The sequence below is a fragment of the Psychromonas algarum genome (genome assembly GCF_004376845.1).
In the GTDB taxonomy this organism is placed as follows: Bacteria; Pseudomonadota; Gammaproteobacteria; order Enterobacterales; family Psychromonadaceae; genus Psychromonas.
Genome location: NZ_SNUW01000004.1, coordinates 160,563 through 173,925, shown reverse-complemented (window position 1 = coordinate 173,925; position 13,363 = coordinate 160,563). Strand labels below are relative to the sequence as shown.

Sequence of the window (13,363 nt, the reverse complement as noted above, 5' to 3'; positions counted from 1 at the left end):
TGCCTTATTTTTAATATTTTCTCTTGAAAACTATTCAAAATAATAAATTATATTAAATGCCTATATATAGTTACTTTCACCACATCCTACAGCATGATATATTAGCCTTCATTTGTTTTTCATCTATTTAGCCCTTAAATATTTATATTTAAAGAGAGTCTAAATTGACACTTTTACATGGAATAAGTCATGACTAAATCGACCGCCGATATTCGCCAAGGATTTATGGATTTCTTTGGTAAGAAAGGGCACCAGACAGTAAGTAGTAGCTCACTTGTACCAGATAATGATCCCACTTTATTATTTACCAATGCGGGTATGAATCAGTTTAAAGATACTTTTTTAGGTAGCGAAAAAAGAGCTTATACACGTGCAACATCAAGTCAACGTTGTGTACGTGCTGGTGGTAAACACAATGATTTAGATAACGTTGGTTATACCGCTCGTCACCATACATTCTTTGAAATGTTAGGTAACTTCAGTTTTGGTGATTACTTTAAAGAGGATGCTATTGCATTCGCATGGGAATATTTAACTGATGTTCTGAAAATCCCAAAAGAAAAATTACTTGTTACAGTATATGAAAGTGATGATGAAGCATTTTCATTATGGGCCGATAAAATCGGTGTGCCAAAAGACAAAATTATTCGTATTGGTGATAAATCACCTGACAAAAAATATGAGTCAGATAATTTCTGGTCAATGGGTGATACTGGCCCTTGTGGTCCATGTTCTGAAATATTTTATGATCATGGTGAACACATTTGGGGTGGTCCTCCAGGAACGCCAGAAGAAGACGGTGATCGTTTTATTGAAATCTGGAACATCGTTTTCATGCAGTTTAATCGTAGTGCTGATGGCACAATGGAAAACTTGCCAAACCCATCTATCGATACCGGTATGGGGCTAGAGCGTATTTCTGCCATTATTCAAAATGGTCATTCCAACTACGACATTGATTTATTTCAAGCACTAATCAAAAAAGTAGCTGACGTTACTGGTGCGAAAGACTTAGAAGATAAATCATTACGCGTAGTCGCGGATCATATTCGCTCATGTGGTTTCTTAATTTGTGATGGTGTAATGCCTTCAAATGAAGGCCGTGGTTATGTTTTACGTCGTATTATCCGTCGTGCTGTTCGTCATGGGCATAAATTAGGTGCTAAAGATGTTTTCTTTTATCGTATCTATGACGAGTTGGTTAAACAGATGGGTGAAGCTTACCCTGAACTTATTCAGCAACGTTCATTTGTTGAAAAAATATTACGTTTAGAAGAAGAGCAATTTGGTAAAACACTTGAACGTGGTTTACAGATCCTTGATAACGAGTTAGAAGTTTTAGAAGGCAATATCCTTCCTGGTGATGTGGTATTTAAGCTTTACGATACTTATGGTTTCCCTGCGGATTTAACTGCTGATGTTGCTCGTGAACGTGAACTTACTATTGACCAAGATGGTTTTGATAGTGCGATGGCAGAGCAACGTGCTCGTGCACAGCAAGCGAACAACTTTGGTCGAGATTATAACGACGTATTAAAAATTGAAGGTACAACTGAGTTTATTGGTTATGAAACGTTAACCGGTAGTGCAAATGTTACTAACTTGATTAAAGAAGGTAACTTTGTTGATACGTTAGTTGAAGGTGATAATGCACAGGTTATTTTAGATAAAACCCCGTTTTATGCAGAATCAGGTGGCCAAGTCGGCGATACCGGTATTCTTAAATTTAACCAAGGTATCTTTGTTGTAACGGATACTAAAAAAGCAGGTAATGCTTTTTTACACATTGGTTATGTTAGTTCAGGCTCACTTGCATTAAATGATCTTGTTGATGCAGAAGTAGAAGTTGATCAGCGTAAATCAATTGCTCTGCACCATTCAGCGACTCATTTGTTGCATGCGGCACTACGTCAGACTTTAGGTGAGCATGTTACCCAGAAAGGTTCATTATGTGATGCTGAAAAATTACGTTTTGATTTCTCTCATTTTGAAGCGTTATCTGCCGGTGCACTGAATCAAGTTACTTATTTAGTAAACCAAGCTATTCGTAATAACTTTGAAGTTGTGACTAAGTTGATGGATATCGAAGAAGCTAAAGCAAACGGTGCGATGGCTTTATTTGGTGAAAAATACGACGAAATGGTGCGTGTTGTACAAATGGGCGACTTTTCTGTTGAATTATGTGGTGGTACACATACTCAACGTACTGGTGATATGGGATTATTTCTCATTACATCAGAATCAGGGATCGCAGCAGGTGTGCGTCGTATCGAAGCGTCAGTAGGCGAAGCGGCTGGACGTGCATTACAAAGTTTACGTGAACAATTCATGAAAGCATGTGATTTAGTTAAAGGTGATACTTTCACATTAGGTGAAAAAGTATTGCAAACATTAGATCGTAACAAGGCATTAGAAAAAGAATTAGCACAGCTTAAAGCTAAAATCGCAAGTGAAGCGGGTTCAAACCTTACCGGTCAAGCTGTTGATATTAATGGTGTCAAAGTTGTTGTTGCTTACATTGAAGGGATCGATCCTAAAACACTGCGTGATAGTGTTGATGAAATGAAAAATAAGCTACAAACAGGTATCGTTGTATTAGCAACTACGGTTGGCGATGATAAAGTAAGTTTAATTGCTGGCGTCACTAAAGATTTAACAAAAAAAGTAAAAGCAGGCGAACTTGTTAATTTAGTAGCAATCCCTGTTGGTGGTAAAGGTGGCGGTCGTCCTGATATGGCGATGGCTGGAGGTAATAACCCTGCTGCATTAAAAGATGCATTAGCATTGGTAGAACCTTGGTTAGCGGAACGTTTGTAAGATTTAAGGGTCTATACAGAATCTGTATAGAGAGGAATGAAAATGGCACTAATAGTTCAAAAATACGGCGGCACTTCAGTAGGCAATGTTGAACGTATTAAAGCGGTTGCTGACAAAGTTAAAGCAACTAAAGAAGCTGGTAATGATGTTGTTGTCGTTTTGTCAGCAATGTCTGGCGAAACAAATCGATTAATCGCATTAGCAAAGGAGTTTAATAGTACTCCAAGTGCGCGTGAAATGGATGTTTTGTTAACAACAGGCGAACAAACAACAATTGCATTATTATCTATGGCATTACATCACTTGGATGTTGATGCTGTTTCAATGACGGGTGACCAAATCCAGCTTAAAACAGATGGTAGTCACTCTAAAGCACGTATTTTAGATGTAGAGACAGATAATCTTAAGAAGCATTTAAAAGCTGGACGTGTTGTTGTTGTTGCTGGTTTTCAAGGCCGCTGTGAAAATAACAATATTACCACGTTAGGTCGTGGAGGAAGTGATACTTCAGCCGTTGCTATTGCTGCAGCGTTGAAAGCCGATGAATGTCAAATCTACACGGATGTGGATGGTGTTTACACTACAGATCCTCGTGTTGAGCCTAATGCTCGTCGCCTTGATAGCATCACCTTTGAAGAGATGTTAGAAATGGCGAGTTTAGGTGCAAAAGTATTACAAATTCGTTCTGTAGAATTTGCAGGGAAATACAATGTGCCACTACGTGTACTTTCAAGCTTTAAAGATGGTGGTGGTACGTTAATTAGTTATGAGGAAAACAAAATGGAATCTCCTGTCATCTCTGGTATCGCGTTTAATCGTGACGAAGGTCGTTTAACTTTATCAGGTGTGCCTGACCAACCAACAGTTGCAGCACAAATTCTTTCTCCTATTGGTGCGGCAAATATCGATGTTGATATGATCGTACAAAATACATTAGGTGATGGTAAAACTGATTTTACATTTACTGTACATCGTGATGATTACGAAGAAGCGAGTAAATTACTAAATACTGTTTGTACTAAATTAAAAGCAGACTCAGTTCAAGGTAACAATGAAATTGCTAAAGTTTCAATCGTAGGTGTAGGGATGTGGAACCACCCTGGTGTTGCACAAAAAATGTTTGAAACGTTAGGTGAAGAAGGGATTAATATCCATCAGATCGCAACCTCTGAAATTAAAATTTCTGTGTTAGTTGATAGCAAGTATTTAGAGCTAGCTGTACGCGCTTTACACAAAGCATTTGATTTAGAGTCTGAACCTACACAAGAAAAATAAAATTTGTGATATAGCACTATAAATAAGTGATGAATTTATTGTGCATTAAGTCATACTGAAGTGAATAAAAATAAAATAATTTAGGAGCATAAAATGCTAATTTTAACTCGTCGTGTTGGCGAAACTTTAATGATTGGTGACAACGTCACTGTTACTGTTCTAGGTGTAAAGGGTAATCAAGTACGTGTAGGCGTAAATGCTCCAAAAGATGTGTCTGTACATCGCGAAGAGATCTACATGCGTATCCAAGCTGAAAAAAACGCAACTAGCTAATTTTAGTTGTAATAAAAAGAAGAGCTTAATTGCTCTTTTTTTATGTCTGAAATTCATTCAAATTAGATGAAAAGTAATCAGGTTGTTCGATTAGTAAGCATGCAGAAAGTTTTCTATTAAAAAGTGTTTGACTTGTTTTCATAAGACAGTAATATGTGCGCCACAAGACGACGGTGGGGTGGCCGAGTGGCCGAAGGCGCTCCCCTGCTAAGGGAGTAACGGGTTTATAGCCTGTTCGAGGGTTCGAATCCCTCCTCCACCGCCATTCTTGTAGATTCTTAAAGCGGGTGTAGCTCAGCTGGATAGAGTACCTGGCTACGAACCAGGCGGTCAGGGGTTCGAATCCCTTCACCCGCACCATCTTTCTATTTGCACGAAAAGATGGTGAGCTTAAGAATTGAATAAAAACAAAAGAATATCGCGGCGGGTGTAGCTCAGCTGGATAGAGTACCTGGCTACGAACCAGGCGGTCAGGGGTTCGAATCCCTTCACCCGCACCATTCTTTAGAACTTACGCAAGTAAGTTTTTTTGTTTTTAGAGCTTATTAATATTATTCCCAATAATATTAAACACCATGCGGGTGTAGCTCAGCTGGATAGAGTACCTGGCTACGAACCAGGCGGTCAGGGGTTCGAATCCCTTCACCCGCACCATTTCTATATTTCTTATCTCAATAAAATTAACTTCTCATTATTTTTTTAAGTTATTTGCATGTTTAATCAATTTAAATGATTAATAATTCATTTTTTCCACTTTTTAATTTTTTAATTACTCCATTATGCATAATTAATCATTTGTTTTGGATATTTTCATGATTAATTTAATTATCTTTTTAACTTATGCCGAAAAAATATAAGTTGAAATATGATACTCGTCGATAGAATCAACTTCCTTGCTTTCATTTCAAGGGGCAAAACAGTACAATCTTAACTCTCGAGAATGGCCTTTTTAAATAATTCTATGATTTAAATAGGTATTAAGTGAAATAACTTGCTGATTAATATTTATTATTAATATGGTTTCTAGTAGTGACACGTATTTAATCGTCATTGTTTACAACATATTAAAAATAAGTTTATTTGAATAAATATTCACTTTTGATCATGTGAAAACATTATCAACGGGTATATTTAGGGAAAAAGGATAGGATTTTATGGATATTACTGAGTCATTAGTTACCGCATTAACATTACTTGGTTTAGGGATGGCATTTGTTTACGTATTTTTAGGCTTATTATTTGTTTTTATTAGCCTAATGGCAAAATATGTACCAGCTGACCAACCAAGCACACCTAAACAAAAAAAATCTGTAACACCTAAATCAGAGCCTCAAGCACAAATGAGTCCTCAAGTTATTGCTGCAATTACTAGTGCAGTGAAACAATACCGTAAACAACCAGTAGCATAATGGATAAAGAATTAATCAAGGAGCCAGTGAATATGTCTAAGCCTCTAGCAATCACAGAAGTTGTTTTACGTGATGCACACCAATCATTATTTGCAACGCGCATGCGTCTTGACGATATGCTGCCTATCGCAGAGAAACTAGATAAAGTAGGGTACTGGTCTTTAGAGACTTGGGGTGGTGCTACTTTTGACTCATGTATTCGTTATTTGGGGGAAGATCCTTGGGATCGCATTCGAGCTTTAAAAGCTGCAATGCCTAATACCCCGCAACAAATGCTATTACGAGCACAAAATTTATTAGGTTACCGTCATTATGCTGACGATGTTGTACAAAAATTTATTGAACGAGCTCATACTAACGGTGTTGATGTGTTCCGTATTTTTGACGCAATGAATGATGTTCGTAACTTTGAAACCGCTATTAAAGCCGCTGTTGATGTAGGTGCGCATGCGCAAGGTACAATTTCTTATACAACTAGCCCTGTGCATACCATCGATGGTTGGGTTGATATGGCTAAGCGTATGGAAGACATGGGCTCACATTCTATTTGTATCAAAGATATGGCCGGCCTATTAAAACCCTATGTGGCTGAAGAATTAGTTACTAAAATTAAAGCCTGCACTAATATTCCATTAGCATTGCACTGCCATGCGACAACAGGACTAAGCGTTGCAACACAGCAAAAAGCCATTGATGCAGGTGTTGATATTATCGATACTGCTATTTCTTCAATGAGTATGACTTACGGTCATTCACCAACAGAAACTTTAGTGTCGATTGTTGAAGGAACACCACGTGACACTGGTTTAGATCTACATAAATTAGAAGAGATCTCTTCTTACTTCAGAGAAGTTCGCAAAAAATATGTAAAATTTGAAGGTGAATTAAAAGGTGTTGATCCGCGTATCTTGTTAGCACAAGTACCTGGTGGCATGTTAACGAATATGGAAAGCCAACTTAAACAGCAAGGTGCTGCAGATAAGATGGATGAAGTATTAAAAGAGATCCCTCGTGTTCGCGAAGATCTTGGTTTTATTCCTTTAGTTACGCCTACTTCGCAAATTGTTGGTACGCAAGCCGTCATCAATGTATTAATGGGCGAACGTTACAAAAATATCACTAAAGAAACTGCTGGTGTCTTAAAAGGTGAGTATGGTTCTGCCCCTGCTCCTGTAAATGCTGAGTTACAAGCTAAAGTGCTAGATGGTGCTGAAGCGATTACTTGTCGCCCTGCAGATAATATTGCACCTGAAATGGCTTCAATTGAAGCTGAATTTAAAAAATTAGCGTCAGAAAAAGGCATTAAAGTTGCTGAAAATGAAATCGATGATGCATTAATTTATGCATTATTCCCTGAAATTGGCCTTAAATTTTTAGAAAATCGCAATAATCCTGCTGCTTTTGAACCAGTACCAAGTGCCGATGATTTGGTTGTTACTGCTGCAAATCAAGATCCTGAAGCTTACTCTGTTTCTGTTGATGGACAGTTATTCCATGTTCAAGTAGGACCTGAAGGTAGCATTGATGGTATTACACCTGTTAAAACCAGTGGAGAACAAGTTGAAGCTACTGTTACAGCTAATAAAGCAGCTGCAGCAACAAGTGAAGGGGAAGATGTTCCAGCTCCTTTAGCGGGTAATATTTTTAAAATATTAGTTAACGTTAATGACCATGTAGATGAAGGCGATGTGTTAGTTATCATGGAAGCGATGAAAATGGAGACTGAAATTCGTGCTCCTAAATCGGGTACAGTACAAGCCATTAATATTAAAGAAGGTGATGCTGTTGCCGTTGCTGAATCTCTATTTGTAATAGGTTAAGGAAGATAACGTGGATGGATTAATTACACTCTGGGCTGATACCGGAATTGCAAATTTTCAGTGGTCTGAATTAGTGATGATGGCGGTTGGCGCTCTTTTATTATATCTAGCAATTGTACGTAAATTTGAGCCTTTATTATTATTACCCATTGGCTTTGGTGCTATTTTGGCTAATATTCCTAATGCTGGTTTTAATGATGAAGGAGGCATGCTTTATTATATCTACCATATTGGTATCGAAACGGGCATTTTCCCTTTGATCATCTTTATGGGAGTGGGGGCATTAACTGACTTTGGGGCTTTAATTGCTAATCCTAAAACCTTATTTTTAGGTGCTGCTGCTCAATTTGGTATTTTTGCTACATTATTTGGTGCAATCTTATTAAATCTAGTGCCAGGTTTTGATTTTAGTTTGGCGGATGCTTCTGCCATTGCGATTATTGGTGGAGCTGATGGTCCTACGGCTATTTTCTTAGCTTCAAAGTTAGCACCTGATCTTTTAGGAGCTATCGCAGTTGCTGCTTATTCTTACATGGCATTAGTTCCTATTATTCAACCGCCAATTATGCGAGCGTTAACAACGCAAGCTGAGCGTGAGATTAAAATGGAGCAATTGCGTCCAGTAAGCAAAAAAGAAAAGATTATCTTTCCGCTAGCTGTTTTATTTATGACAATCTTATTTTTACCTGCCGCAACGCCATTAGTTGGTATGTTTTGTTTAGGTAATTTAATGCGAGAGTCTGGGGTTGTTGATCGTTTAAGTTCAACGGCTCAAAATGAATTAATTAATATTGTTACTATTTTCTTAGGCTTAGGTGTTGGTTCTAAATTATCAGCAGACAAGTTCCTAAACTTAGAAACATTAGGTATTTTAGGGTTAGGTGCAATTGCCTTTTCTATTGGTACGGCTTCAGGTGTACTAATGGCTAAAGCAATGGGTAAATTCTCTAAAACACCTATTAATCCATTAATTGGTGCGGCAGGGGTATCGGCTGTACCGATGGCTGCTCGAGTGGCCAACAAAGTTGGATTAGAAGCGAATCCACATAACTTCTTATTAATGCATGCAATGGGCCCTAATGTTGCGGGTGTATTAGGAAGTGCAGTTGCTGCTGGTGTGCTATTAGCATTAGTCGGGTAATGTATTTAAATTAATCATATTCTGATTATCAAAAAGACCACTTTTGTGGTCTTTTTTTATTTTATGTAAAGCGTGAAATCAATGAATGATTATTGGCTATTGTTTACTAGTGGTTTTATCTCTTCGACCTTGTTTCCAGGTGGATCTGAGGTATTGTTTGTTTATTATTTAGCGCAAGAACCAACATTAAAATGGGGATTCTTCTTAGCGGTAACTCTTGGGAATAGTTTAGGGGCGATTGTGACTTATTTAATGGGTTATTATATTCAGTTTGGGCAACAAAAGGCTGCTGAAAAATATCCTAAAACACTTATATTTTGTAAGAAGTGGGGAAATACTGCATTGTTGTTAAGCTGGTTGCCCATTATTGGAGATGTTATTTGTTTATTTGCAGGCTGGCTTAAATTACCTAAATATACTGCTTTTATTAATATTGTAATCGGAAAAGGTCTGCGTTATTTATTGTTAATGTTGATCTTTTTTCTATAGTTTATAAGCATAAATTCATTACTTGTATCTAATTACTGCTTTCACTGGCTTCTTTCTACCAAATGCTTATTTAGTTCGATGAATTAAGGTGGTAAAGTTAGCGCACTCAAAAATCATCCTTAAGGGCTTACTTTTGGCTAAAAACTTTCAACAGCGTATTCATTTCCTTAGCGAACACCCACAGTGTTTTATTGCATTTGGCCGAGGTATCGAGCGTGAAACGTTACGTGTCCACGGAGATGGGCAATTATCACAGTCTGCCCACCCTAGTGCTTATGGCTGTGCTCTGACGCATAGTTCGATTACGACTGACTTTGCTGAAAGTTTACTGGAATTTATTACTCCTGTTGCAACTAATGTTGATGAACTATTCCATTACCTTAATGATATCCATCATCATGTTGTTTTAAATTTACCTAGTGATCAATATCTATGGCCTATGAGTATGCCGTGTTATGTGAAAAGCGAAGATAATGTTCAATTAGCTCAGTTTGGAACTTCCAATATTGGCACCATGAAAACAACTTATCGCCAAGGTTTAAAAAACCGTTATGGCAGCATGATGCAAATTATTTCAGGTGTGCATTATAACTTTTCTTTACCGGCGGCTTTTTGGGATCATTGGGGGGAATTACATAATTCACCATTAACTGGACAAGATGCTCAGTCTGCCGGTTATATGGGATTAGTTAGAAATTACTTACGTTATGGTTGGGTTATCCCTTATCTATTTGGTGCTTCACCTGCTATTTGTAAGTCATTTTTACAAGGTAAAGAAACAGATCTTCCTTTTGAATCAACTGGTAAAGGGACTATCTATCTACCTTATGCTACCTCATTACGTTTGAGTGATTTAGGTTATACCAATAGCTCTCAATCTGATTTGAATATTTGTTATAACAGTTTAGATTCGTATCTTGGTAGTGTACGCAAAGCTTTATATAAAAAAGTACCTGAATTCACTGAAATGGGCGTTGTTAAAGACGGACAATATGTTCAACTAAATGATAATGTTTTACAGATAGAAAATGAATTGTACGCATCAATTAGGGCTAAACGTGTTCAAAAAAGCAATGAAACACCTTCTCAAGCTTTAAAAGCTCGTGGCATTGAATATATTGAAATTCGCTCTCTTGATGTTAATCCATTTTGTAAATTAGGTATTACAGAAGAACAGGTTAACTTTTTAGATTTATTTTTAACTTGGTGTGCAAGTGTAGAGTCTCCATCCTTATCAAAGTCAGAGTATCAAGCATGTTCTGATAATTTTTCTGAGGTTGTGACTCGTGGGCGAGATCCTAAATTAATGCTGACTATTGCTGAACAGACGCTAAATGTAGCAGGTTGGGGAAAATGGTTAAATGAACAACTTTCTGACATGGCTATCTTATTAGATAAAGACAGGGTAGATAATCGTTACCAAAATGCGATGTTGCATATTAGCCCTCGATTTGAGTTTCCTGAGCAGACTAGCTCAGCTCGTATTTTAAAACGCATTAAAGATTCGCAAGGTGATAATGGTTCATTAGCTTTAGACTTAGCAAAGCAATATAAAATGCAGTTACAAGAGCAACCCTATTACCTTTGGTCAGATAATGATTTTGCACTACAAAAACAACAATCTATTGATAAGCAAAAGCAAATTGAAGCTGCAGATACATTATCTTTTCCTGATTTTTTAGATGATTACTTTAATAATGCAAAAAAAGAATAAGCTGATGAATGTATTTAAAAAAGTAATTTTTTTACTACTTCCTCTGATTTTAATTGGTTGTGCAACGCCACCACCTAAAAATCCAGATAATATTTGTGAAATATTTTTTGAAAATAGAGATTGGTATACAGCCTCTAAAGAAATGAATGAGCGCTGGGGAACACCTATTCATGTTCCGCTTGCAATGATGTATCAAGAAAGTAGTTTTAAACATGATGCTGCGCCACCAATGCAATACTTTTGGTTTATTCCTATTGGTCGAGCAAGTGATGCTTATGGGTATGCACAAGCAAAAACGATGACTTGGAGTGATTATCAACGCGAAACCGGCAATACTTGGTCTTCTCGTGATGATTTTGCCGATGCGGTTGATTTTATGGGGTGGTTTACTAGTAAAACACATAAAATAAACGGTGTTTCTAAATGGGATGCTTATAGCCAATACCTTAACTACCACGAAGGATGGGGTGGGTTTAGGAAGAAAAGTTATAATAAAAAACCGTGGTTAATAAAAGTTTCTCATCGTGTAGATAAGCGTGCGAAACAATATGCGCAACAATTAAAAGGCTGCCAAGAAAACCTAGATTCAAGCTGGTTATGGCGTCTATTTTTTACATAATAATTTGTTACTGATATCTTATTAAAAATAATGACTTGTTAGTACATGTCACCCATTTAGTTAAAAGGAATAAAAATGCCATTATTAGATAGTTTTACGGTTGATCATACAATTATGAAAGCTCCTGCAGTACGTATTGCTAAAACGATGCAAACGCCAAGTAAAGATACGATCACAGTATTTGATTTACGTTTTACTGCGCCTAATAAAGACATCTTATCTGAGAAAGGTATTCATACATTAGAGCATTTATATGCAGGTTTTATGCGTGATCATTTAAATGGTGAGAATGTAGAAATTATTGATATTTCACCAATGGGGTGCCGTACAGGTTTTTATATGAGTTTGATTGGCGCACCTACAGAACAAGAAGTAGGTCAAGCTTGGTTAGCTTCAATGCAAGATGTATTAAACGTTGAAAATCAAAATCAGATCCCTGAATTAAATGAATACCAATGTGGTACTTATGAAATGCATTCGTTAGGCGAAGCAAAACAAATTGCACAAGCTATTATTGATGCTGGTATCGGTGTTAATAAAAATGATGATATTTCATTATCAGAAACACAATTACAACAGTTATAAAAATTATTGTTTGTGGTTTAAACTATTATTGAATGAACATTAAGGCTGCCTTTGCAGCCTTTTTTATAAGCTTAAATAAATACTCTCTTATGTAATATCAATCACAATAAATAGCTTATCAATTTTACTGTTAAAACAGCTCACTGTCTGGTGGTTAATTTGCTAAAGGTAACTGCCATTTACGCCTTGAATTAAACTGTTTTTTAAGCGCAAAATTTAGATAATATATTTAATGCGATCAGTATAAAATTTTATAAAAGGGATCAATGGAAAACTATGAAGTACACACTTAAACAACTACTTGTCTTTAATGCTATTGCTAGCCATGAAAGTGTTAGCCGTGCGGCTGCTGAGTTATGTATGACTCAATCTGCTGTGAGTATGTCGTTAGCACAATTAGAAAATTTACTTGATAGACCTTTGTTTATCCGCCACGGTAATCGTCTAACACTAAGTTATTGGGGACGTTGGTTAAAACCACAGGCTCGCAAATTAATTAAAAGTGCAGAATTGATAGATCAAGGATTTAAGGATCAAAATTTGATAAGTGGCTCACTATCGGTTTGTGCGAGTCAAACCGCTGCAGAGCATCTTATCCCAAAATTAATCAGTCATATTGATAGTGATTACCCTGAATTACGTATTGATCTTAGTATCAGAAATAGTGATGAAGTTATTCGAGGTTTATTAAACCATGAGTTTGAATTGGGCATTATTGAAGGTCGTATCGATGATAGCCGTATCGTACAAGAAGATATTGTTGATGATCGCTTAGTTATCTTTACTAATACTCAGCATCTTTATGCCAATGAAGAAAACGTTAACTTAATACAGTTAGAGAAAGCTAAATGGATCTTGCGTGAACATGGTGCAGGAACTAGACGTATATTTGAAACGGCAGTTAAGGGGCTAATAAAAGATCTAGATGTCTGGAAAGAATATGAAAGCGTGGCGGTGATTAAAGAGTTAGTTAAAAATGGAAACTATTTAGGCTGTTTACCTTTGTTAGATATAAAGCAAGAGATGGAGCGTGGTGAATTGGTTTTATTAAATACACCTGAACTAAATATGGATCGTAGTTTGTCTTTTGTCTGGTTAAATGGACAAGGTCTTAATCCGTTAAAAGATTGTGTGATGGCTGAAACTAAGCGTTTAGTGGATAAAATGAAAAAAAATAAACCTAATCACTTTTATGAGTAGGTTTATTTAGTTTTAGTCTTT

11 protein-coding genes and 4 tRNA genes are annotated in these 13,363 nt (G+C 36.7%); all 15 read left to right on the top strand.

Features of this window, described 5'->3' with window-relative positions; all coding sequences use genetic code 11:
* The first annotated feature begins 189 nt into the window (after positions 1–189).
* The 15 genes from alaS to E2R68_RS04465 all read left to right on the top strand — a co-directional run bounded on the left by alaS (position 190) and on the right by E2R68_RS04465 (position 13,342).
* Positions 190–2,817 carry an alanine--tRNA ligase gene (gene alaS / locus E2R68_RS04535; protein WP_134276320.1) on the top strand — a complete coding sequence of 876 codons (2,628 nt, stop codon included), beginning with the start codon at positions 190–192 and terminating at the stop codon, positions 2,815–2,817.
* A 42-nt stretch (positions 2,818–2,859) separates the two neighbouring features.
* Entirely contained in the window at positions 2,860–4,092 is a 1,233-nt protein-coding gene (locus E2R68_RS04530; RefSeq protein ID WP_134276319.1) for an aspartate kinase, read from the top strand.
* A 93-nt stretch (positions 4,093–4,185) separates the two neighbouring features.
* Positions 4,186–4,365 carry a carbon storage regulator CsrA gene (gene csrA, locus E2R68_RS04525; RefSeq protein WP_134276318.1) on the top strand — a complete coding sequence of 60 codons (180 nt, stop codon included), beginning with the start codon at positions 4,186–4,188 and terminating at the stop codon, positions 4,363–4,365.
* 172 nt (positions 4,366–4,537) lie between these two features.
* A tRNA-Ser gene (locus tag E2R68_RS04520) sits at positions 4,538–4,630 on the top strand.
* A gap of 18 nt (positions 4,631–4,648) precedes the next feature.
* Positions 4,649–4,725 (top strand) — tRNA-Arg (locus tag E2R68_RS04515).
* Positions 4,726–4,788: 63 nt separating this feature from the next.
* A tRNA-Arg gene (locus E2R68_RS04510) sits at positions 4,789–4,865 on the top strand.
* Between the two features lie 77 nt (positions 4,866–4,942).
* A tRNA-Arg gene (locus E2R68_RS04505) sits at positions 4,943–5,019 on the top strand.
* A 500-nt stretch (positions 5,020–5,519) separates the two neighbouring features.
* The gene (locus tag E2R68_RS04500) at positions 5,520–5,774 is read left to right on the top strand and encodes an oxaloacetate decarboxylase subunit gamma (protein ID WP_134276317.1); all 255 of its coding nucleotides are present in this window, start codon (positions 5,520–5,522) and stop codon (positions 5,772–5,774) included.
* 32 nt (positions 5,775–5,806) lie between these two features.
* A complete protein-coding gene (gene oadA, locus E2R68_RS04495) occupies positions 5,807–7,594 on the top strand; it encodes a sodium-extruding oxaloacetate decarboxylase subunit alpha (RefSeq protein ID WP_134276316.1) in 1,788 nt (595 codons plus the stop codon).
* Positions 7,595–7,604: 10 nt separating this feature from the next.
* Entirely contained in the window at positions 7,605–8,735 is a 1,131-nt protein-coding gene (locus E2R68_RS04490) for a sodium ion-translocating decarboxylase subunit beta (RefSeq protein WP_134276315.1), read from the top strand.
* Between the two features lie 81 nt (positions 8,736–8,816).
* Entirely contained in the window at positions 8,817–9,224 is a 408-nt protein-coding gene (locus E2R68_RS04485) for a YqaA family protein (protein ID WP_134276314.1), read from the top strand.
* A gap of 133 nt (positions 9,225–9,357) precedes the next feature.
* A complete protein-coding gene (gene gshA / locus E2R68_RS04480; protein ID WP_134276313.1) occupies positions 9,358–10,938 on the top strand; it encodes a glutamate--cysteine ligase in 1,581 nt (526 codons plus the stop codon).
* A gap of 4 nt (positions 10,939–10,942) precedes the next feature.
* Complete coding sequence (locus E2R68_RS04475) at positions 10,943–11,557, top strand: transglycosylase SLT domain-containing protein (RefSeq protein ID WP_134276312.1); 615 nt, start codon at positions 10,943–10,945, stop codon at positions 11,555–11,557.
* A 75-nt stretch (positions 11,558–11,632) separates the two neighbouring features.
* Positions 11,633–12,142: an S-ribosylhomocysteine lyase gene (gene luxS / locus E2R68_RS04470; protein ID WP_134276311.1), complete on the top strand. Its 510-nt coding sequence runs from the start codon at positions 11,633–11,635 to the stop codon at positions 12,140–12,142.
* Positions 12,143–12,418: 276 nt separating this feature from the next.
* Positions 12,419–13,342, top strand: coding sequence for a LysR family transcriptional regulator (locus E2R68_RS04465; RefSeq protein ID WP_134276310.1), 924 nt, complete (start codon positions 12,419–12,421; stop codon positions 13,340–13,342).
* Positions 13,343–13,363 lie beyond the last annotated feature (21 nt).

What these genes read in the sequence shown, in the direction of transcription:
- alaS (WP_134276320.1), top strand. Translation starts at nt 190, where the DNA reads ATGACTAAATCGACCGCCGATATTCGCCAAGGATTTATGGATTTCTTT.
- E2R68_RS04530 (WP_134276319.1), top strand. Translation starts at nt 2,860, where the DNA reads ATGGCACTAATAGTTCAAAAATACGGCGGCACTTCAGTAGGCAATGTT.
- csrA (WP_134276318.1), top strand. Translation starts at nt 4,186, where the DNA reads ATGCTAATTTTAACTCGTCGTGTTGGCGAAACTTTAATGATTGGTGAC.
- E2R68_RS04500 (WP_134276317.1), top strand. Translation starts at nt 5,520, where the DNA reads ATGGATATTACTGAGTCATTAGTTACCGCATTAACATTACTTGGTTTA.
- oadA (WP_134276316.1), top strand. Translation starts at nt 5,807, where the DNA reads ATGTCTAAGCCTCTAGCAATCACAGAAGTTGTTTTACGTGATGCACAC.
- E2R68_RS04485 (WP_134276314.1), top strand. Translation starts at nt 8,817, where the DNA reads ATGAATGATTATTGGCTATTGTTTACTAGTGGTTTTATCTCTTCGACC.
- E2R68_RS04475 (WP_134276312.1), top strand. Translation starts at nt 10,943, where the DNA reads ATGAATGTATTTAAAAAAGTAATTTTTTTACTACTTCCTCTGATTTTA.
- luxS (WP_134276311.1), top strand. Translation starts at nt 11,633, where the DNA reads ATGCCATTATTAGATAGTTTTACGGTTGATCATACAATTATGAAAGCT.
- E2R68_RS04465 (WP_134276310.1), top strand. Translation starts at nt 12,419, where the DNA reads ATGAAGTACACACTTAAACAACTACTTGTCTTTAATGCTATTGCTAGC.